The sequence below is a fragment of the Roseateles oligotrophus genome (assembly GCF_025717515.1).
Taxonomy (GTDB): domain Bacteria; phylum Pseudomonadota; class Gammaproteobacteria; order Burkholderiales; family Burkholderiaceae_C; genus Paucibacter_A; species Paucibacter_A oligotrophus.
On the sequence record NZ_JAJIRN010000004.1, the window covers coordinates 131,314 to 151,896 of the forward strand.

The following is a 20,583-nucleotide window of genomic DNA, read 5'->3' on the forward strand; positions in this document are numbered from 1 at the left end:
GGTTCGAGTGTCGGTGATCAGCTCGGTTTTTGCTGGCCTGGGGCCTCTTCCCTTGAGACGGGCAGCCGCAAACTCAGGCGCGTGCCATGCCCGAGGCTGGAGTCGATCCGCAGTGAACCGCCAAGCCGCAGGGCTCGACGCTGCTGGCTTTTCAGGCCGCGGCCCATCTGTGCGGTGGCGATATCAAAGCCATCGCCATCGTCCTCGACGCGGATTTCGACATAGCGCGAATGATTGCGCGTCACCATGCGCACCCGCGTCGCGCGGGCATGTTTGAGTACATTGCTGAGCGCCTCTTGCATCAGCCGCAGCACATGCAAGGCGTCGGGTGGCTCCAACCATTCCAACAGCGGCAGGTCTTGCACATCCCATTCCAACATCAAGCCACCGGCCTGCAAACGCTTGCCCAGGCGGTAACGCATGGTGGCCAGCAAGGCGACCAAATCATGGGCAACCGGCTCCAGCGAGTCGATCACCAAACGCAGATCATCGACGCACTCACGCAGCACCTCGACCACCTTGTCTTGGTCCATGCTGCCCTGCTCCACCGCCACCATCGCCGACAGCAAGGATGAGCCGAGGCCATCGTGCATGTCCTGCATCAGCCGTTGCCGCTCGATCAACAAAGCCTGCTGCCGCTCCGCCTCGCGCAAGCGCTCGTACTGCGCCTGCAATTCGGTGCTCTGCAATTGCAGGCGCTCGCCCAATTGCCGATTCAGCAGCTCGACTTCAGACAACGCGCCGGTATAGCGGCGCTGCACCGCATACAAGAAACTCGCCAAGGTGAGCAAGGTCGCATAGGGCATCAAGTAGATATGTTCAGGCCAGGCCGCGCCGGCCAGCAGGGTCAGGTCATGCATGCCAAGCAGCAGGCTCAACATGAGACTCAAGGCAATCATGCGCAGTTCCCGACTGCCCTCACTCCAAGCCAGCCGCATCACAAACAGCACCGCCAGCGTGCCGACCAGCGCGTTGGCGCCGTGTTGCAGCAAGGAGCTGCCCAGCACTTCATTCCACCAGGGCAAGGTGAGCAAGCCACTGATCAACACAAAACCGACCATGCAGCGCTCAAGCAACTCGAAACGCCGGTGTGCAAAGCGCAGCGCAAACAAGAAAATCAGCAGCATGACCCAGGACATCGACGCATTGGTGAGCCACCAAAACCATTCCAGACCCAAGGCCTTGCGCGGCAACTCCAGGTGGTAATGCAGATTGCGGACCCACCAGGCCGCCGACAATATGGCGAACAGAAGAAAGGCCGGCTCATCGCGTCTGCGCACCCACAAGGAAAGCGAAAAAAGACCGAGGGCAATTAGCGTTAGGCCGGTCGCCTGAGGCACACCGATTTGCAGCCACCAACGGCGCTGAAAGCGCGTCTCGACATCCTCCCGCGCGCCCAACCATGCGGTGGAGACGGAAAACGCGGCGCCAGTCGCGACCGGCACCGCCACCACGACATCGATCATTTGATGCTGGCGCAACTCGGTCAATGCGGCAGGAAAGACCACCCAAAGAGGCCGCACCCATTGCTCGCGCGCGCCGGCTTGATTGTCAAAAATCGGCTGCCAGCCCTCATTGCTGCGCACCAGGACCGCTGCGGCCATTGAAACCAATCGCGGCATGTACAAGGCCACCGAAGTCGGCCATCGGCCCTGCTCGGGCGCATACCGGAATCGGTACCAGCGCATTTGAACGGCGGGCTCCGCCTTGATCCCGCCTGCACTTGCCCCACGGCCGCTTAAGTCGGGCAAAGCCACCGTCGCCCAGGCCTTTGGGTCCTCCGGGGGCTGCAGGTGCGCGGGCAAACCGCCACGCTTGTCCGCCGCGCCATCCATCGCGCGCAGGGCAGCCCACCAAGCATCCAACTCGCTACGGCTCCATGCGCTCAGCGCCAATTCAGCCGCCTGCGCTTGTTCACCGGCATGCTGGGCAGGGGCCTCGGGCAGCGACATGGCCTGCGCGCGTGCCGGCGTATAAAAGGCCAGCCCGCAGCCGAGCAGGATGACCGCCAGAAGAGCCAACAAACTGCGCCTTAACAGCGAATGGATTGCGTCAGGAAGATCCAAGTCAGGCTTCAAAAAATGAGCGCGGGTAGCGCCGAAAAACTGGCTGAAAGGTAGACAGGCGGACAGGCAAAAAAAGGCCCGATTCCGTGAAGAGACTTCACGGAATCGGGCCTTCATTCTGCGTCAGAACCCACACCGGGTTCCGCTTCTATCAATCGGCCTGCTTGCGCAGAAAAGCCGGGATTTCGATCTCGTCCATGCCGTTTGACGACAAGGCCTCAACCTTGGCCGACGCTGTACGACCGCGCCCCTGCCAAACGCTTGGGCCGCCCGAGCCGCCGATATCAACACCGCCGCTCATGCCAAAACCGATGGCCGAAGCAGCTACGCCACCCCGACCCATCACCGCCTCGGTCAAGACCGGAATGTCATGGGTACCGGTGCGCAGGCCTTGGCTTTGGTTCACCACCAACACAGGCGCCACGGCAGCGCGTGCACGCTGCGACAAGCCGGTGGCGATGACCGTGACGCGCAAGGCGTCGCCGAGGCTTTCGTCATAGGTCGTGCCATAAATAATATGGGCATCTTCCGACGCATAGCGCTTGATCGTATTCATCGCAATGCGCGACTCGTTCAGCTTGAAATTGCCCTTGCTGGCTGCAATCAACACCAGCACACCGCGCGCGCCGGATAGATCGACACCATCCAGCAGCGGGCAAGCAACTGCGGCGTCCGCTGCCTTGCCGGCACGATCCGGGCCACTGGCCTGAGCAGTACCCATCATGGCCTTGCCCGGCTCGCTCATCACCGTCTTGAGGTCGGCGAAGTCAACGTTGATCAGGCCGGGAACATGAATCACGTCGGAGATGCCACCGACCGCATTCTTCAGCACGTCGTTGGCGTGCGCGAAGGCTTGATCCTGAGTCACGTCGTCGCCCAACACGTCGAGCAATTTGTCGTTCAAAACCACGATCAAGGAGTCGACATTGGCCTCCAATTCGGCCAGACCGGCGTCGGCCGCCTTCAGGCGCCGGCCACCTTCGAATTCAAAGGGCTTGGTCACAACGCCAACGGTCAAGATGCCCATTTCGCGCGCAACTCGGGCAATCACAGGGGCTGCGCCGGTCCCGGTGCCGCCGCCCATGCCGGCCGTGATGAACAACATATGCGCGCCCTGAATGGCCTCGCGGATACGCGCCTCGGCCTCTTCGGCCGCCGACTTGCCCATCTCAGGCTTGGCGCCAGCGCCCAGACCCGTTGTTCCCAACTGCAGAAGTTGATCGGCTTTCGAGCGATTTAACGCCTGCGCATCGGTGTTGGCGCAGAGGAACTCCACACCCTGAACGCCCTGAGCAATCATGTGCTCAACCGCATTACCGCCGCCGCCACCGACACCAATCACCTTGATTTGAGTGCCTTGGTCAAACTCTTCGATCATCTCGATCGCCATATAAATTCTCCTTCAGCAATTTTGTGCCGCTGCCTTGCGTGAAAACCTCAGGGAAGACCCTCTTTTTTCACCCACCGCCGTTGTTTCCCGGCGGCTAAATGTCCTATTTATCATTATCCAAGATAAACAGGCCATATTTCAAAAAAAGTGTGAGAAAACATCTCAAAACTTGGTCGAACCGGCCTTTGGGGGCTTAAAAATTCCCCAAAAACCAGTCTTTGGCGCGCCCAAACATGGTTTTCATCGAACCGGCCTGTTGGGCCGCCTTCAAACCCCTGGTGCGTGACAGTCGTGCCTCCTCCAGCAAACCCATCACCGCGGCCGAACGCGGGTTGGCGACCATATCGAACAGGCCGCCGCTATAAGTCGGATTACCGCGCCGCACCGGCTTCAGGAATATGTCCTCGGCCAGTTCCACCATACCCGGCATGACCGCCGAACCACCGGTCAGGACAATCCCGGACGAGAGCAATTCTTCGTAGCCGCTTTCGCGAATAACCTGCTGCACCAAGGAAAATATTTCTTCAACGCGCGGCTCGATCACGCCGGCCAGCGCTTGTTTTGACAGCATCCGTGGAGCGCGGTCCCCCAAACCCGGCACTTCGACTTGGGCGGCGGGGTCGGCCAGCATTTGCTTGGCGACGCCATGTTCGACCTTGATTTCCTCGGCATCCTTGGTCGGCGTGCGCAAGGCCATAGCAATATCACTGGTAATCAAATCGCCTGCAATTGGTATGACGGCGGTATGACGAATCGAACCGCCGGTGAATATCGCCACATCGGTCGTGCCGGCACCAATATCTACCAGTGCGACACCCAAATCCCGCTCATCGGCGGTCAATGCCGCCAAACTAGAGGCGCTCGAATTCAATACCAACTGCTCGACCTCGAGGCCGCAACGGCGCACGCACTTGACGATGTTCTCGGCCGCGCTCTGAGCGCCGGTAACGATATGGACCTTGACTTCGAGTCGACCGCCACTCATGCCGATCGGCTCTTTGACCTCGTGGCCGTCGATGACAAACTCCTGCGGCTCAACCAATAAAAGTCGCTGATCATTGGGAATATTGATCGCCTTGGCGGTTTCAACCACCCGCGCCACATCGACCGGCGTGACTTCCTTATCCCGCACGATCACCATGCCGGTCGAGTTTTGGCCGCGAATATGACTGCCGGTAATGCCGGTGTAAACCTTGCTGATTTTGCAGTCGGCCATCATTTCGGCCTCTTTCAAGGCCTGTTGAATCGATTGCACGGTGGCGTCGATATTGACCACCACGCCGCGTTTAAGTCCGGTTGAACTGGCAACCCCAAGGCCGGCAATGCGTAATTCGCCATTACCCAACACTTCGGCCACCACCGCCATGATTTTGGCCGTGCCGATATCCAGCCCGACGACCAAATCCTTGTATTCCTTGGCCATGCTTTTAATCCTTCAGTTTTTCTTCGGTCGGCCATTCAATCCGGGTTTAACCTGATTGGGCGTCGTTGATATTCCACTCAACCGTACCGCATACCCGTCTGCATGACGCAGATCGGCCGACAGTAATGGAGCCCGGTTGAGCGAAGTAATTTGAGTAATCGAGTGTATGAATTGTCCGTAACGTGCCAGTATCTCGGCCTCGCTGCCGCGACCAAGTTCGATCACGGCACCTTTTTCGAAGCTCACCCGCCAGGAGCCGCGGCCCGACAGGTCCAAGCGCTCAAGCTGCTCACCAATGGTGGCGCTGACTTTTTGCAAGCGCTGCCACATCTGCAGCATTGCGGGCGCCGTACCGGCGGGTCCGGCCAAGACCGGCAGATCGTCATCTTCGACATCGCCAAGATTGGCCTGGAACACCTCGCCATAGCTGTTCACCAGCAGGCGCTCGACGCTGGCGTCGCTTTGCGCATCGGCGCCGTCGGCCTTGGTTTCCCAGTAAGCGCTGGGCCGGTGTTCCTCCAGATTGACCAACAGGCGGCTCGGCCACACACGCTTCACCACCGCCCGGCGCACCCAGGGAACCGCCTCGAATGCATCGCGCCCCTCTTGCAAATTCAGACTCAAAAAGGAGCCCGACAGACGCGGCAGCGCATTGGCCCGCAGTGACGCCTCGCTATTGCGCGTCACGTCGCCTTCAACCTGGATCGCGCGGATCGCGAACACCGGCAAGCGAACCACCCAGCGAAGCGCCAGTGCGGCCGCCGTCAAAACCATGGCGGCCAACAGCAGCGCCGTCACCGCATTCATCAGGCGGATATCGGGCGGCAAGGTGACGGGCGCGCTATTGCTTCGCATGGCTATTTCTGGATGAGGCTCAGGCCTTGCCGTCCAAGCGTGCTTGCGACAACAACCACAGACAGAGCTGCTCGTAGGAAATGCCCGCCGCCTTGGCAGAAATTGGCACCAAGGAATGCGAGGTCATGCCGGGCGAGGTGTTCATTTCCAACAAAAAGGGCTTGTTGTCGCTCTTGCGCAGCATCACGTCGGCGCGCCCCCAACCCCGGCAGCCCAGCGACTTGTAGGCTGCCAGCGCCAAGGCCTGCACCTGCGCCTCCTGCTCATCGCTCAGGGCGCCCGTCAGGTAGCGGGTGGTATCGGTGAAGTATTTGTTCTGATAGTCGTAATTGCCGCCTTCGGCCTCAATGCGCACCACCGGCAAGGCAAATGCGCTATCGCCCTCGCCCAGCACCGAGCAGGTCAACTCGGGGCCGGCGATGAATTCCTCGCAGAGAATTTCATCGTCGAACTGCGCGGCCAACTGCACGGCATCGAGCATTTCCGAATAGCCCATCACCTTGCTCATGCCCATGGACGAGCCTTCATGCGGCGGCTTGACGATGATGGGCAGACCCAACTCGTCGGGAATCGCCATACAGCGCTCGCGACCGATGTCCGACTTCTTCAGCTTGACGTAGCGCGGTGTGGCCAGGCCGTCGGCAAGCCACAGACGCTTGGTCATGATCTTGTCAATGGCAATCGCGGAGGCCAGCACGCCAGAGCCGGTGTAGGGAATGCCGAGCAGTTCCAGCGCACCTTGGACCGTGCCGTCTTCGCCGTGGCGGCCATGCAGCGCGATGAAGCAACGCTCGAAACCCTCGGCCTTCAGTTCATGCAGGCCGCGTTCGGCCGGATTGAAGGGATGGGCGTCGACACCGCCGTGCAACAAGGCCGCCAACACGCCCGGCCCCGACATGGTCAAGGACACCTCGCGTTCGGCCGAGTCGCCGCCCATCAGCACGGCCACCTTGCCGAGCGCCTTGGGGTCGATATTCAGATCCAGCTTGCTGATCATGGCTGCACGCCCTTCTTCTTCGTCAAATAGTCCACCGTCTGCGCCGGCACCGCGCCGATGGTGCCCGCACCCATCACGATCACCACATCGCCAGCAATGGCCGTCGCGGCGATCTGCTCGGCCAACGCCGCCACATCCTCGACAAACAAGGGCTCGAGCTTGCCCGCCACGCGCAGCGCGCGCACCAGCGCGCGGCCGTCCGCCGCCACGATGGGCGCCTCGCCGGCCGCATAGACCTCGGTCAGCAAGACCGCATCCGCCGTCGAAATCACCCTCACAAAGTCCTCGAAACAATCGCGGGTGCGGGTGTAGCGATGCGGCTGAAAGGCCAGCAGCAGACGCCGGCCGGGGAAGGCGCCGCGTGCGGCCGACAAGACGGCGGCCATCTCGACCGGGTGATGGCCGTAGTCATCGATCAAGGTGAACTCGCCGCCGCCCTGGGCCGGCAGCTCGCCGTAACGCTGAAAGCGCCGGCCGACACCGCCGAACTGCGCCAGCGCGGCCACGATGGGGCCATCGGGCAGCTCCAGCTCGGTTGCCACCGCAATCGCCGCCAAGGCGTTCAAGACATTGTGGGCACCGGCCAAATTCAAAGTGATTGGCAAATCAGCCAGGCCTGCTCGCTGGACTGCGAAACTCATCTGCCCACCGGCCAGCGCCTGCATGTCCACCGCGCGCACATCATTGCCGGCTTCAAAACCGTAGCTGATCACCGGCCGGGACAGCAGCGGCATGATGGAGCGCACGCCAGCATCGTCGCCGCACAGCACCGCCGCGCCATAGAAAGGCATCCGGTGCAGGAACTCGACGAACGCGGCCTTCAGGCGCGCAAAGTCGTGACCATAGGTCTCCATATGGTCGGCATCGATATTGGTGACGACCGCCAGCATCGGCAGCAGATTCAGGAAGGACGCATCCGACTCATCGGCCTCGACGACGATGTACTCACCCGAGCCCAGGCGCGAATTCGCACCGGCGCTCATCAGCTTGCCGCCGATTACAAAGGTCGGATCGATGCCGGCTTCGGTCAGCACGGCGGTGACCAGCGAGGTGGTGGTGGTCTTGCCGTGGGTGCCGGCAATCGCGATGCCTTTTTTCAAGCGCATCAGTTCGGCCAGCATCACCGCCCGCGGCACGACCGGGATGCGCTGGGCGCGCGCCGCGATCACCTCGGGGTTGTCGGGCTTGACGGCGGTGGACGTGACCACCGCCTGCGCGCCGGCGATATGGCCTGCGGCGTGGCCGATATGGATCTGCAGCCCCAGGCTCGCCAGGCGCTGCGCGGTCGCGCTGTCCGACTGATCGGAGCCCGACACTGTGTAGCCCAGGTTGTGCAGAATCTCGGCGATGCCGCTCATGCCGGCGCCGCCGACGCCGACGAAGTGGATATGTTTGACGGCGTGTTTCATGAGGGATTTGTTAGCCTTTCTATTTCATCGGCAACACGCGAAGCCGCACGTGGCCGCGCCAGGGCGCGAGCCTTTTCGGCCATCTCCAGCAGCACTTCGCGGTCCATGCTTTTCAGCAGCTGGTGGACGCCCTCGGCCGACATATCCTCTTGCGGCAGATGCAGTGCCGCGCCATGCTGGGCCATGAAGCGGGCGTTGTCGCGCTGATGCGAGGTGGTGCTGACGACCAAGGGAATCAACACCGACGGCAGGCCGGCCGCGCAGATTTCGCTGACGGTGACGGCGCCGGCCCGGCACAAGATCAGATCGGCCTGCGCGAGTTGCTGGGCCATATCGTCGATGAAGGGCCGCACCTCGGCCTGCACTCCGGCCTCGCGATAGGCGACCTGCACCGCAGCAAAATTCGCCTGGCCGGTTTGGTGGACGACGATGGGCCGCTCTGCCTGTGGCCACAGCGCCAGCATCTTGGGCAACATTTCATTGATCGCGCGGGCTCCTAGCGAGCCACCCACCACCAGCAGGCGCAGGGGTCCGCTACGGCCGGCATAGCGTTCGGCCGGCGGAGCCAAGGCCTCGATTTCGGCCCGCACCGGGTTGCCGGTCACGACCGCCTTGCTTGTGGATGCAGCGGCCACGCCGTCAAAGCCGAAGCCGATCTTGCTGGCGAACGGCGTCAGGCTGCGGTTGCTCAGGAGCATGGCCGCGTCGGCGTTGATCAACATCAGCGGGCGGCGCATCAAGTAAGCCATCAGGCCGCCGGGGAAGCAGACATAACCGCCCATGCCCAGGACCGCGTCGGCGCTGCGATTACCAAACACCGAACGGCTCTGCACAAAGGCCTGCACCAGCTTGAACAAGCCCTTGACCGAATGCGTGAACCCCTTGCCGCGCAGGCCGGCGAAGGCGAGGCGATCAAGTGGAATGCCGGTCGGCGGCACCAGCTTGTTCTCCAGCCCCAGCTCGGTGCCCATCCAGCTGACGCTCCAACCGCGCCGTATCATTTCTTCGGCCACGGCCAGACCGGGGATGATGTGGCCGCCGGTGCCCGCTGCCATGATGACGAGGTGGCGGCTCATGCGCGGCCTCCGCGCATGAGCGCACGATTCTGGTGCCGGCCGGCCGCAGCTGCGGCCTTCACGTCGCTGCGCGACATGAGCCGGCCCCGGAACAGGGTACCGGCGCGCGTCCCGCTCGCCGAGGCCAGATGAGTACACATGGCCTTCATGCGCGGCCTCCGCGCATGAGTGCTCTGTTCTCAATATCAATCCTCAGCACAATCGCCAAGGCGACACAATTCATCAGAATGGCCGAGCCGCCAAAGCTCATCAGCGGCAAGGTCAGGCCCTTGGTCGGCAAAGCGCCCAGGTTCACACCCATATTGATGAAGGCCTGGCCGCCCATCCAGATGCCAATGCCCTGCGCGTACAGACCGGCGAATACGCGGTCCAAAGCGACCGCTTGGCGGCCAATATGGAAGAGCCGACGCGACAACCAGAAGAAGGCAATGATCACCAGCGCCACGCCGACAAAACCCAGCTCCTCCCCGATCACCGCCAGCAAGAAATCGGTATGCGCCTCGGGTAGGTAATGCAGCTTCTCGACGCTGGAACCCAGACCCTGACCGAACCATTCGCCGCGCCCGAAGGCTATCAAGGAATGGGTGAGCTGATAGGCCTTGCCCTGCGCGTATTTCTCGTCCCAGGGATTCAAATAAGCAAAGATGCGCTCGCGGCGGAAGTCGCTAAAGGCGATCATCAGCACAAAGGCACCGACCAAGACCGCCACGATCAGGAAGAACATCCGGCCGTTGACCCCACCCAAAAACAGAATGCCCATTGCGATCGCAGCGATCACCATGAAGGCGCCCATATCCGGCTCTGCCAGCAAGAGCACGCCCACGATAGCCAGCGCCATCGCCATCGGCCAAACCGCCTTGAAGAAATTCTCGCGCGCATCCATCTTGCGCATCATGTAACTGGCCGCATACATCGCGATCGCCATCTTGGCCAACTCGGAAGGCTGAAAGTTCATCACCCCCAAAGGCAACCAGCGCCGCGCGCCGTAAACCACCTTGCCGATACCCGGAATCAACACCGCCACCAGCAAGACCAGCGAGACCACAAACATCCAAGGCGCCAGACGCTCCCAGGTCGACACCGGCACCTGCACCGTGATGAGTGCGGCAATCAGGCCGAACACCAACGCGACGATATGGCGCGTCAGGAAATGGGTAGGAAGATACTTGGCGAAGCGGGGGTTGTCGGGCATCGCAATCGAGGCCGAATAGACCATCAGCAAACCCAGGCCCATCAAAGCCAGAGTGACCCAGATGAGGGTCAGATCCAGGCCTTGGATACGCGTCGGCTGGCCCGCATTGGGCGAGACCCATTCGCGCACCGGCACATCGACCGCGCCTTCCTTGCCGCCGGACAGCAGCGACCTCAGGCGCTCGCCCAGATTTTTCAGGGACAGGGTCGCGGCCGTGCTCATACGCCCTGCCCCAGTTCGAGCGCCAAGGACTGCACCGCGTCGACAAACACCTCGGCCCTATGGGCGTAATTGCGGAACATATCCAGGCTGGCGCAGGCCGGGCTCAAGAGCACGCTGTCACCGCTTTGCGCCTGCGCCAAGCACCAGGCGGTAGCGGCCTCCAGGCTGGCATGGCTTTGCATCGTCACGCCCGTGTCGGCCAAGGCCGCGCGAATCTGCTCGGCGTCGCGGCCAATCAGGGCCACGGCCCTGGCATAACGCGCAACACCGGCGGCCAATGGGCCGAAGTCTTGACCCTTGCCGTCGCCACCCAGGATCAAGACCAACTTGGCCGGCGCACGGTCGGCACCCAGGCCGGAGATCGCCGCCACCGTCGCGCCGACATTGGTGCCCTTGGAATCGTCGTAAAAATCAACCCCGTTCAATGTCACCAAATGCTCGACCCGGTGCGGCTCGCCGCGGTATTCGCGCAAGCCATGCAACATCGGCGCCAAGGCACAGCCGGCCGCCGTCGCCAGCGCCAGTGCAGCCAGCGCATTCGCGGCGTTATGCCGGCCACGCACGCGCAAGGCGTCGGCTGGCATCAGGCGTTGCAGGGTGATTTCTTCTTCGTCATCACCCTTTTTGCGTTTCAAGGTCTCGTCTTGTTCGCGTGCGCGCACCAACCAGGCCATGCCGCCTTCGGTGACCAGGCCGAAGTCGCCCGGCCGGTCCGGCGCGTCGAGGCCAAAGCGGGCGACGCTGCGGCCGACCGATTTGGCCGCGCGGCCACGCCCTTGCTTGACCATCACGGCGGCCGGCACCATCGCCTCGACGGCCGGGTCATCGCGGTTGATGACCATCAGCCCCGAGGCCCCAAACACCCGCGCCTTGGCCTGTGCATAGGCCTTCATATCGCCATGCCAGTCGAGATGGTCTTGGCTCAGATTCAACACGGCGGCCGCCGTGGGCTCGAAACCACGCACCTCGTCGAGCTGGAAGCTCGACAGCTCCAGCACCCAGACCTCGGGCAAGAATTCGAACACAGGACCCTTGGGCGGCGGCGGGTCGATCGGCAGCGGCGCCTCATTCAACAAGGCATCGACCATTTCCATCGTGGTCTGCTTGTCTTCGGCTTCTGTCACGGTCTCGAGATCAGCCTCAGCCTCACCTTGGCCTTCAACTTCAACATCCGGATCGGCAATTCCCAGCGCAGGCTGTTCCGGCACTGAGGGCTCGGCCACCGGCTCACTTGCCGGCTCGGGTTCCTGGTCCAGCGCCAGCGCCAACGTCGTCAACATGCTGGGTCCGATATTGCCGGCCATCACCACGCGCTTGCCGGCCCGCTCGACCAGCAAAGCGGTCATGCAAGTGGTGGTGGTCTTGCCATTGGTGCCGGTGATGGCCAACAAGGCCGGCGCATATTGACGGCTTTGTTTCAAGTCCGCCAAGGCCTGCGCGAACAGGCCCAACTCGCCCTGCACCGGCACGCCGGTCTGCTGGGCCAGGCTCAAAAACGGCGCGATGCGAGCATCCAACGGCGATAAGCCAGGGCTCTTCAAGACCATTTGCACGCCGTTCAAGGCGCCAGTCGGGAGCTCGCCGTGAAAGAACTCGGCGGCCGGCAACTCGGCGCGCAGCTTGTCCAGCTGCGGCGGATTGGCACGTGAATCCCAGACCTGGACGCTGGCGCCGTAACGCGTCATCCAGTCGGCCATGGCCAGGCCGGAGTCGCCCAGACCCAGCACCAAAACCCGGATGCCTTGGTAGCCTCTCATCGCAGCCTCCGCAGGGCCGCCCCAAGGAGGCTGCGCGCCCCCTCGGGGGGCTGCGCCCGCGCCCGCTGAGCGCCTGCGCGCTCGGCGGTGGCTGGTGAGCGCCAAACGGCATGCAAGCCGTTTGGCAGTGAACGAAGTGAGCGTGGGGGCATCATCATCGCAGCTTCAGACTCGCCAAGCCGACCAGGCACAAGAGCATGGTGATGATCCAGAAGCGCACGACGACCTGCGTTTCCTTCCAGCCGGACTTCTCGAAATGATGGTGCAGCGGTGCCATCTTGAAGATGCGCCGCCCGGTGCCGAATTTCTTCTTGGTGTATTTGAACCAGCTCACTTGCAACATCACCGACATCACCTCGGCCACGAAGATGCCGCCCATGATGCCGAGCAGAATTTCCTGCCGGGTGATGACCGCCACCGTGCCGAGCGCTCCGCCAAGCGAGAGCGCGCCCACATCACCCATGAAGACCTGCGCCGGGTGGGCGTTGAACCACAGAAAGGCAAGACCTGCCCCCGCCATCGCCGCGCAAAAAATCAACAATTCACCGGCACCGGGGATATAGGGCAGCAACAGGTATTTCGAGAACACCGAGGAGCCGGTCATATAGGCAAACAGACCCAGCACCGAACCCACCATCACCACCGGCATGATGGCCAAGCCGTCCAGACCGTCGGTAATGTTGACGGCATTGCTGCAGCCGACGATGACGAAGTAGGACAGCGCGATGAAGCCGAAAACGCCCAGCGGATAGCTGATGGTCTTGAAGAAGGGCACCATCAAGTCGGCCTTGGGCGGCAGGTCGGTCGAGAAGCCCGAGCTGACCCAGCGGAAGAACAACTCCACGACGCCAAAGATCGAGGTCTCCGACACGCTGAAGGCCAGGTAGAGCGCGGCAATCAAACCAATCAAGGACTGCCAGAAGAACTTCTCGCGGCTGGCCATGCCCTCGGGATCCTTGTCCACCACCTTGCGCCAATCGTCAACCCAGCCGATGGCGCCGAAGCCCATCGTCACCAGCATCACGACCCAGACGAAGCGATTGCTCCAGTCGAACCAGAGCAGGGTCGACACCGCGATGCCGATCAGGATCAACACGCCGCCCATCGTCGGTGTGCCGCTCTTGACCAAATGCTGCTGGATGCCGTATTCGCGGATCGGTTGGCCGATCTTCATCTCGGTCAATTTGCGGATCACCCAGGGGCCAAAGGCCAGGCCGATCAACAAGGCGGTTAGCGCCGCCATCACTGCACGGAAGGTGATGTACTGGAAGACGCGCAAAAAGCCCATTTCGGGATACATGCTTTGCAACCATTGAGCCAGACTAAGCAGCATCGGAAGCTCCTGCTTGGGTTTGCAATGTGCCAACCACCCGTTCCATCTGCATGAATCTCGAACCCTTGACCAAAATATTGTCGACCGCCGGCAACTCGGCCGGCGCGGTCTGCATTGCCGAAATCAGATCGGCAGTGTTGTTGAAATGACGTGCAGCCGGACCGAAGGCAGCGGACGCGTCGGCCGCCGCAACGCCGGCCGTCCATAAATTGGCAATGCCTCGCGCCGCCGCATAAGCGCCGACTTCGCGGTGGAAGGCCGGGCCTTGATCGCCGACCTCGCCCATATCGCCCAAGAGCAGCCAGGACCGACCGGGCAAACCCGCCAGCACATCGATGGCCGCCCGCACGCTGTCGGGGTTGGCGTTGTAGCTGTCGTCGATCAGCGTGACGCGCCGCTCGCCTTGCATACAGCTCTTTAACTGCGAGCGACCTTTCACCGGTTCAAATTCTTCCAGTCCACGCACGATCGCGGCCAGCGGCGCACCCGCGGCCAGCGCACAGGCCGCCGCCGCCATGGCATTGCGCACGTTGTGAAGGCCGGCCACGGCCAGCGCGATCGGCGCATCGCCGGCCGGCGTGTGCAGCTCCAACGCCCAATGGCCGACGGGCGCGGCCTCGACCCAAGTTGCGCGGCCCGTCACATCGGCCTCGCCTTGCAGCGCAAAGCTCAGATGAGGGCGCGCGCCGGCCATCGCATACCAGATCGGCGCACAGGCGTCTTCGGCCGGAAACACCGCCACACCGGTGGCGCCCAGCGATTCGATCACGGCGCCGTTCTCGCGCGCGGCGGCCTCCACCGTTTGCATGAATTCCTGGTGCTCGCGCTGCGCGTTATTGACCAAGGCCACGCTAGGGGCGGCCATCTGCGCCAGCGGTGCGATCTCGCCCGGATGGTTCATGCCCAACTCGATCACGGCAACCCTTATCCATTGGCTGTCGTCCTGGCGCAGCCGCAGCAGGGTCAAAGGCACGCCAATATCGTTATTGAAATTCCCGACGGTCGCCAAGGCTGCATTGCCGACCCAGGCACGCAGGATGCTGGCGATCATCTGCGTCACCGTGGTCTTGCCGTTACTGCCGGTGACGGCAATCAAGGGCAGCTGAAGCTGGGCACGCCAGGCGGCCGCCAAATGCCCCAGCGCGGCCTTGGCATCGGGCACCAAAATGCCGCTCAGGCCTGCCTCAAGCAAGCCGCGCTCGGCCAGCGCCGCCACGGCACCTGCGGCGGCGGCTTGCGGCAAAAAATCATGCGCATCAAAACGCTCGCCGCGCAAGGCGACAAACAGATCACCCGCCTCAAGGCTGCGACTGTCACTGTGAACGCGGGCAATGGCGACGCTCCCGTCACCGACCAACTGCGCCTGCGGCACGGCGCTCAGCAAGAGCGCATGGGCCTGAGCCAAGGTCATCAAAGCGCTCACAGTCCAGCCCTCGCGATCAGGGCCAGGCGTGCTTCCTCGACATCGGAGAAAGGCTGGCGCTGACCCGCCACCTCTTGATAGTCTTCATGCCCCTTGCCTGCCACCAGGATCACATCGCGCGGACCGGCCTCAAGCACCGCAGCTTGAATCGCCGCGCGACGGTCGACCATGGACAAGGGCTCGCCGGGCATGCCGGCGGCGATGTCGGCCAGAATCTGCGCCGGCTCTTCATGGCGCGGGTTGTCGCTGGTGAGGATGACCTTGTCTGCCTTGGCCGCTGCAATCGCGCCCATCGCCGGGCGCTTGGCGCGGTCGCGGTTGCCGCCGCAGCCGAACACGCAAATCAGCTGGCCACCGCGCGCCGCAGCGAGTGGCTGCAAGGCCGTCAAGGCTTTATCCAGAGCATCCGGCGTATGCGCATAGTCGACCACTAGTTGCGGCAACTCCAGACCATTGCCGACCCGCTGCATGCGGCCGGGCACCGAGGTGACTTGGCCGGCCACGGCGGCAATTTCCGCCAGGCCGTGGCCCAAGGCGCGCAGGCAGCCGATGACGCCCAGCAAGTTGGCGACGTTGTATTCACCGATCAGCCCGGTTTCGATCAACAAGGCTTGTTCGCCCTCGCGCAAAGTAAAGGCCAGGCCGCCGGCAAGATAGTGCAGGTCGGTCGCCCGCAAACGCGCCGGGCCGTTCAGCGAGCAGGTCCAGACATCCAGCTTTGCGGCCAGCTCAAGCGCCAACTCGGTGCCCTTGGCATCGTCAATGTTCAAGACCGCAGCGCGCAGGCCAGGGGCTTCGAACAGCTCCCGTTTGGCGGCCCAATAGGCGTCCATCGTGCCGTGATAGTCGAGATGATCCTGGGTGAAATTGGTGAACAGAGCGACGCGGATTTCGCTGCCGCTGAGGCGGAATTCCTTCAAACCGATTGAGGAAGCCTCGATCGCGCAGGCCGCATAACCTTCATCTTGCATGCGGCGGAAGTTCGCTTGCAGCAGCACCGGGTCGGGCGTGGTCAGGCCGGTGTATTCAATCGCAGCGGCCTGCCGACCAGGAATAGGTGGCTCGCCCACCCCCAAGGTGCCGACGACGCCGCAGCGCTGGCCCAGCAAACTCAGCGCCTGCGCGCACCACCATGCGGTGGAGGTCTTGCCATTGGTGCCGGTGGTGGCGATCACGCTCAAGGCCTTGGACGGCTGACCGTAATAGGCGGCGGCGATCAGGCCGGTCTTGGATTTCAGATCGGGCAAGGACGCGACGCGAGCGTCCACAAAACCATAACTCTCGACACCAGCGTCTTCGACCAGACAGGTCGAGGCACCAGCCGCCAAGGCCTGCGCGACAAATTCGCGGCCGTCGCGCGCATAGCCGGGCCAGGCGATGAAGGCATCGCCGGGCTGCACGGCGCGGCTGTCGGTGCGCAGCACGCCGGTGGTCCATTCCTGCAACCAACGGGCACAGGCTTCGGGGGATTTGAGTCGGGTCAACATGGTCAGAGCGCCTGGTAGGCCGCGGCAGCCATTTGCTGGGGCGGCAAGATTTGTGGCCTGAGGGTCGGATCGCTTGGCACGCCCATCAGCTGCAGGCTTTTGGAAACAACCCGACTGAACACCGGGCCGGCGACCTTGCCACCGTCGTGGAACTGCTGCGTCGGCTCGTCCACCATCACCGCCACGATGATGCGCGGCTTGTCGATCGGGGCCAGGCCCACAAACCAGGCGCGGTATTTGTTGCGCACATAGCCTCGCCCCTCTTGCTTGTAGGCGGTGCCCGATTTGCCGCCGACGCTATAGCCGGCGACCTGCGCCTGCGGCGAGGTGCCGCCTGCCGCCGTGACCGACTGCAGCATCTGGCGCAGCTGTTGGGCGGTCTTGGCCGAAAACACGCGCTGGCCGGTCACAGCCTCGCCTGCGGCGCGCTTGGTCATGCTCAGCGGCAGCAACTCGCCATCATGCGCGAATACCGTGTAGGCATGGGCCAACTGCAGCAGCGAGGCCGACAGGCCATAGCCATAGCTCATCGTCGCCTGCTCGATCGGCCGCCATTTTTTATAGGGCCGCAGGCTGCCGGTGACGGCGCCTGGGAAGCTGATCTGCGGGCGCTGCCCCAGACCTAATGACGAGTACAGCTGGTGCATCTCGCTGGCCGGCATCTGCATCGCCATCTTGACGGTGCCGACATTGCTGGATTTTTGAATCACCTGGGACACCGTCAGCGCATCGCCGGGATGCGCGTCGCTGATGGTGGCGCCACCGATGGTGATGCGGCCGGGCGCCGTCTGAATGATGGTGTCGGGCGTGACGCGGCCGCTCTCCAAGGCCTGCGCGGCAATGAAGGGCTTCATCGTCGAACCGGGCTCGAAGACATCGGTCAGCGCGCGGTTGCGCAACTGCTCGCCGCTCAGATGCTTGCGCTGATCCGGCTGGTAGCTGGGGAAGTTGGCCAGCGCCAGGATCTCGCCACTGCGCGCATCCAGGACCACCACGCTGCCCGCCTTGGCCTGGTTGGCGGCGACGGCGTCGCGAATCGCTTGATAGGCAAAGTACTGCGTCTGCGAGTCGATGGATAGATCAATGTCATGGCCGTTGACGGCCGGCATCGCTTCGGAGCGGGCCTGGGCGACATCATCAATGACTCGCCCGAGGCGGTCGCGCGTGACCCAGCGCGAGCCGTCGCGGCCCTGCAGGTCTTTTTGGAACGCCAGCTCGATGCCCTCTTGACCGCGTTCTTCCACATTGGTGAAGCCGACCACATGGGCCGAGGCCTCGCCCTCCGGATAGTGGCGCCGATATTCGCGGTCTTGATAAACGCCCTTCAGGCCCAGCGCCTGAATGCGCGCGGCGCTGGCTTCGTCGGCTTGGCGCAGCAGCCAGACAAAGCGGCTGGCGGGATCAAGCTTTTGCGCCAAGGCCTGCGGGCTCAGCCCCAAGGCCTTGGCCAAGGCTAGGCGCTGCTCGGGCGTGGCCTCCAATTCGGACGGTATGGTCCAGAACGAAGGCACGGCCACGCTGGAAGCCAGGACCTTGCCGCTGCGGTCGACAATGCGCCCGCGGCTGGCCGGCAGTTCCATCTTGTGGGAGAAGCGTGCCTCACCTTGCTTCTGGAAAAACTGCTTGCCAATCACTTGCACATAGAGTGCGCGGCCGAGCAGGCCGGCCAAGCCCAGACCCACCGCGACGACCAGGAACTGCGACCGCCAGGCCGGCGTGCGCGAGGCCAGGAGCGGGCTCTGCCTGTGGCTGAGCGGCTCGGCGGCGCGCGAGCCACGCTTGGCGCCGGAGAAAAACTTCTTCAGCGCCATGGCTAAAAGCTCTCCTCGACGGCCTGCAGCTTTTGGCTGGCAATGATCTGCGGCTTGACCTCGAGATCGGTCGGCACATTGAGCAGGCGCAGGCTCTGCGACACCACTTGGCTGAACACCGGCCCGGCCACCGCACCACCGAAATAGATGCCGTTGGTCGGCTCGTCGACCATCACCGCCACGATGATGCGGGGCTTGCTGATGGGCGCCATGCCGACAAACCAGGAGCGGTATTTGTGGCCGGCATAGCCCTTGCCTTCTTGCTTGTGCGCGGTGCCGGACTTGCCGCCGACGCTATAGCCACTGACCATCGCCTGGGGTGCCGTGCCGCCGGGGCCGGCCGCCATTTGCAACATGCCGCGCAGGGTCTCGGCAGTTTTAGGAGAGAACACCTTGATGCCGCTAACGACCTCGTCCGGCGGCTTGCGTGTCATCGTGATCGGGATCACTTCGCCGTCATGGGCGAACACCGTGTATGCCCGCGCCAGTTGCAGCAACGAGGCCGAGAGACCATAGCCATAGCTCATCGTCGCCTGCTCGATCGGGCGCCAGCTCTTGTAGGGCCGCAGTTTGCCGGTGATGGCACCGGGGAAGTCGATCTGCGGCCGCTGCCCCAGGCCGATGGCGGTGTACATCTCGTGCAACTCACGCGGCGACATCTGCATCGCCATCTTGACCACACCAACGTTGCTGGATTTTTGAATCACCTGCGCGACCGTCAATTCGCCATGCGGGTGGGCATCCGAGGGCGACCAGCCGCTGATGACGATGCTGCGCGGCCCGGTATTGATGACGGTGTCGGGGTGCACCCGGCCGGTCTCCAGCGCCAACGCGGTGACGAAGGGTTTCATGGTCGAGCCGGGCTCGAAGATGTCGGTCAAGGCGCGGTTGCGCAACTGTGCGCCGCTGAGATTCTTGCGCTCGCCGGGGTCGTAACTGGGGTAATTCGCGAGCGCCAGAATTTCGCCCGTCTGGGCATCCAGGACCACCACGCTACCGGCCTTGGCCTTGTGTTCGGCGACCGCATCGCGGATGCGCTGGTAGGCGAAGAACTGCACCTTGGAGTCGATCGAAAGATCAATATCGCGGCCATTGGCAGCGGGCACGCGCTCGCCGATGTCTTCGACCACCCGACCAAGTCGGTCACGCACGACCGAGCGACTGCCGTCGCGCCCCTGCAGGTCTTTTTGGCGCGCCAGCTCGATGCCTTCCTGGCCCTTGTCTTCGATATTGGTGAAGCCCACCACATGGGCGGCGGCTTCGCCTTCCGGGTACTTGCGCTTGTATTCGCGATCCTGGAACACACCCTTCAGGCCCAGCGCCTTGATCTGTGCTGCAACTTGGTCGTCGGCCTGGCGCTGCAACCAGACAAAGCGCGTGGCCGGGTCGAGCTTGCGCTCGAGTTCGGCATTAGACCAGCCGAGAATTTTTGCCAGGGCCTTGCGTTTTTCAGGATCTGTATCGACCTCTTTCGGAATCGCCCAGACCGAGGGCACCGCGACGCTGGCGGCCAGGACGTTGCCGCCACGGTCATTGATTCGGCCACGACTGGCCGGCAGTTCGAGCTGATGCACATAGCGTGCCTCGCCCTGCTTTTGATAGAACTGCGTACCAATCACTTGCACATAGAGTGCGCGTGCCAACAAGCCGGTGAAGGCAAAGCCGACCAGCGCCACCAAAAAGCGCGAGCGCCAGACCGGCGTCTTGGACGCCAGCAAGGGGCTGGTCGAGTAGCTGACGCTGCGCATGCCCTGGCTGGCAGCGACTGCCTTGGCGGACTTGGCCGAGCGCTTGACCGGCTCGGCGCCGCTGGAGCGAGCGCGCTTGAACCATTTCATCGCGCGGCTCCGGCCTTGGTGGCAGCTGCGGCAGCGGCGTGATCGTCAGCCGTTTGAATCACATTCGGGCTGATGGCGCGCATCTTCAGGCGCTCGCGAGCCACCTGCTCGACGCGCAGATTGGTCGCCTGCGCATGGCGCTCGGCCTGTAGGCGCTGGCTGTCGGCCTCCAAACGGCGACCCTCGGCCTGCGCCCGGTCCACTTCTGTGAAGAGGCGGCGCGCGTCATAGGCGCTGCGCACCAGCACCATGCCGGACACCAGCACGACCAGCAACAAGACAAAGTTCAGCCGCCCCAACACGC

The 20,583-nt window shown here is 63.1% G+C and carries 15 protein-coding genes; all 15 read right to left on the reverse strand.

The window, feature by feature from the left end; all coding sequences use genetic code 11:
- Positions 1 to 17: 17 nt before the first annotated feature.
- A complete protein-coding gene (locus LNV07_RS09715; protein ID WP_263570968.1) occupies positions 18 to 2,066 on the reverse strand; it encodes a sensor histidine kinase in 2,049 nt (682 codons plus the stop codon).
- 151 nt (positions 2,067 to 2,217) lie between these two features.
- Positions 2,218 to 3,456, reverse strand: coding sequence for a cell division protein FtsZ (gene ftsZ / locus LNV07_RS09720; protein WP_263570969.1), 1,239 nt, complete (start codon positions 3,454 to 3,456; stop codon positions 2,218 to 2,220).
- Positions 3,457 to 3,649: 193 nt separating this feature from the next.
- A complete protein-coding gene (ftsA, locus tag LNV07_RS09725) occupies positions 3,650 to 4,879 on the reverse strand; it encodes a cell division protein FtsA (protein ID WP_263570970.1) in 1,230 nt (409 codons plus the stop codon).
- A 12-nt stretch (positions 4,880 to 4,891) separates the two neighbouring features.
- Complete coding sequence (locus LNV07_RS09730; RefSeq protein ID WP_263570971.1) at positions 4,892 to 5,734, reverse strand: cell division protein FtsQ/DivIB; 843 nt, start codon at positions 5,732 to 5,734, stop codon at positions 4,892 to 4,894.
- Positions 5,735 to 5,753: 19 nt separating this feature from the next.
- The gene (locus LNV07_RS09735) at positions 5,754 to 6,731 is read right to left on the reverse strand and encodes a D-alanine--D-alanine ligase (protein ID WP_263570972.1); all 978 of its coding nucleotides are present in this window, start codon (positions 6,729 to 6,731) and stop codon (positions 5,754 to 5,756) included.
- The gene (murC, locus tag LNV07_RS09740) at positions 6,728 to 8,140 is read right to left on the reverse strand and encodes a UDP-N-acetylmuramate--L-alanine ligase (protein WP_263570973.1); all 1,413 of its coding nucleotides are present in this window, start codon (positions 8,138 to 8,140) and stop codon (positions 6,728 to 6,730) included. Before murC ends, LNV07_RS09735 begins: the two co-directional genes overlap by 4 nt.
- Positions 8,137 to 9,216: an undecaprenyldiphospho-muramoylpentapeptide beta-N-acetylglucosaminyltransferase gene (gene murG / locus LNV07_RS09745; protein ID WP_263570974.1), complete on the reverse strand. Its 1,080-nt coding sequence runs from the start codon at positions 9,214 to 9,216 to the stop codon at positions 8,137 to 8,139. The genes murC and murG overlap by 4 nt, the downstream gene beginning before the upstream one ends.
- Before the next feature lie 145 nt (positions 9,217 to 9,361).
- The gene (gene ftsW, locus LNV07_RS09750; protein WP_263570975.1) at positions 9,362 to 10,630 is read right to left on the reverse strand and encodes a putative lipid II flippase FtsW; all 1,269 of its coding nucleotides are present in this window, start codon (positions 10,628 to 10,630) and stop codon (positions 9,362 to 9,364) included.
- A complete protein-coding gene (gene murD, locus LNV07_RS09755) occupies positions 10,627 to 12,387 on the reverse strand; it encodes a UDP-N-acetylmuramoyl-L-alanine--D-glutamate ligase (protein ID WP_263570976.1) in 1,761 nt (586 codons plus the stop codon). Before murD ends, ftsW begins: the two co-directional genes overlap by 4 nt.
- Before the next feature lie 154 nt (positions 12,388 to 12,541).
- Positions 12,542 to 13,720: a phospho-N-acetylmuramoyl-pentapeptide-transferase gene (gene mraY / locus LNV07_RS09760; protein ID WP_263570977.1), complete on the reverse strand. Its 1,179-nt coding sequence runs from the start codon at positions 13,718 to 13,720 to the stop codon at positions 12,542 to 12,544.
- Entirely contained in the window at positions 13,710 to 15,131 is a 1,422-nt protein-coding gene (locus tag LNV07_RS09765) for a UDP-N-acetylmuramoyl-tripeptide--D-alanyl-D-alanine ligase (RefSeq protein WP_263570978.1), read from the reverse strand. The genes mraY and LNV07_RS09765 overlap by 11 nt, the downstream gene beginning before the upstream one ends.
- Positions 15,132 to 15,139: 8 nt before the next feature.
- Positions 15,140 to 16,630, reverse strand: a complete 1,491-nt coding sequence (locus LNV07_RS09770) for a UDP-N-acetylmuramoyl-L-alanyl-D-glutamate--2,6-diaminopimelate ligase (protein WP_263570979.1) — start codon at positions 16,628 to 16,630, stop codon at positions 15,140 to 15,142.
- A gap of 2 nt (positions 16,631 to 16,632) precedes the next feature.
- Positions 16,633 to 18,441 carry a peptidoglycan D,D-transpeptidase FtsI family protein gene (locus LNV07_RS09775; RefSeq protein ID WP_263570980.1) on the reverse strand — a complete coding sequence of 603 codons (1,809 nt, stop codon included), beginning with the start codon at positions 18,439 to 18,441 and terminating at the stop codon, positions 16,633 to 16,635.
- 2 nt (positions 18,442 to 18,443) lie between these two features.
- The gene (locus LNV07_RS09780; RefSeq protein ID WP_263571265.1) at positions 18,444 to 20,189 is read right to left on the reverse strand and encodes a peptidoglycan D,D-transpeptidase FtsI family protein; all 1,746 of its coding nucleotides are present in this window, start codon (positions 20,187 to 20,189) and stop codon (positions 18,444 to 18,446) included.
- 86 nt (positions 20,190 to 20,275) lie between these two features.
- The gene (ftsL, locus tag LNV07_RS09785; RefSeq protein WP_263570981.1) at positions 20,276 to 20,581 is read right to left on the reverse strand and encodes a cell division protein FtsL; all 306 of its coding nucleotides are present in this window, start codon (positions 20,579 to 20,581) and stop codon (positions 20,276 to 20,278) included.
- Positions 20,582 to 20,583: the final 2 nt, after the last annotated feature.

Coding starts and splice junctions, on each gene's coding strand:
- LNV07_RS09730 (WP_263570971.1), bottom strand. CDS start 5,734: ATGCGAAGCAATAGCGCGCCCGTCACCTTGCCGCCCGATATCCGCCTG.
- LNV07_RS09775 (WP_263570980.1), bottom strand. CDS start 18,441: ATGGCGCTGAAGAAGTTTTTCTCCGGCGCCAAGCGTGGCTCGCGCGCC.
- LNV07_RS09770 (WP_263570979.1), bottom strand. CDS start 16,630: ATGTTGACCCGACTCAAATCCCCCGAAGCCTGTGCCCGTTGGTTGCAG.
- murC (WP_263570973.1), bottom strand. CDS start 8,140: ATGAAACACGCCGTCAAACATATCCACTTCGTCGGCGTCGGCGGCGCC.
- LNV07_RS09765 (WP_263570978.1), bottom strand. CDS start 15,131: ATGACCTTGGCTCAGGCCCATGCGCTCTTGCTGAGCGCCGTGCCGCAG.
- ftsW (WP_263570975.1), bottom strand. CDS start 10,630: ATGAGCACGGCCGCGACCCTGTCCCTGAAAAATCTGGGCGAGCGCCTG.
- LNV07_RS09780 (WP_263571265.1), bottom strand. CDS start 20,189: ATGCGCAGCGTCAGCTACTCGACCAGCCCCTTGCTGGCGTCCAAGACG.
- murD (WP_263570976.1), bottom strand. CDS start 12,387: ATGAGAGGCTACCAAGGCATCCGGGTTTTGGTGCTGGGTCTGGGCGAC.
- ftsA (WP_263570970.1), bottom strand. CDS start 4,879: ATGGCCAAGGAATACAAGGATTTGGTCGTCGGGCTGGATATCGGCACG.
- murG (WP_263570974.1), bottom strand. CDS start 9,216: ATGAGCCGCCACCTCGTCATCATGGCAGCGGGCACCGGCGGCCACATC.
- ftsZ (WP_263570969.1), bottom strand. CDS start 3,456: ATGGCGATCGAGATGATCGAAGAGTTTGACCAAGGCACTCAAATCAAG.
- LNV07_RS09735 (WP_263570972.1), bottom strand. CDS start 6,731: ATGATCAGCAAGCTGGATCTGAATATCGACCCCAAGGCGCTCGGCAAG.
- mraY (WP_263570977.1), bottom strand. CDS start 13,720: ATGCTGCTTAGTCTGGCTCAATGGTTGCAAAGCATGTATCCCGAAATG.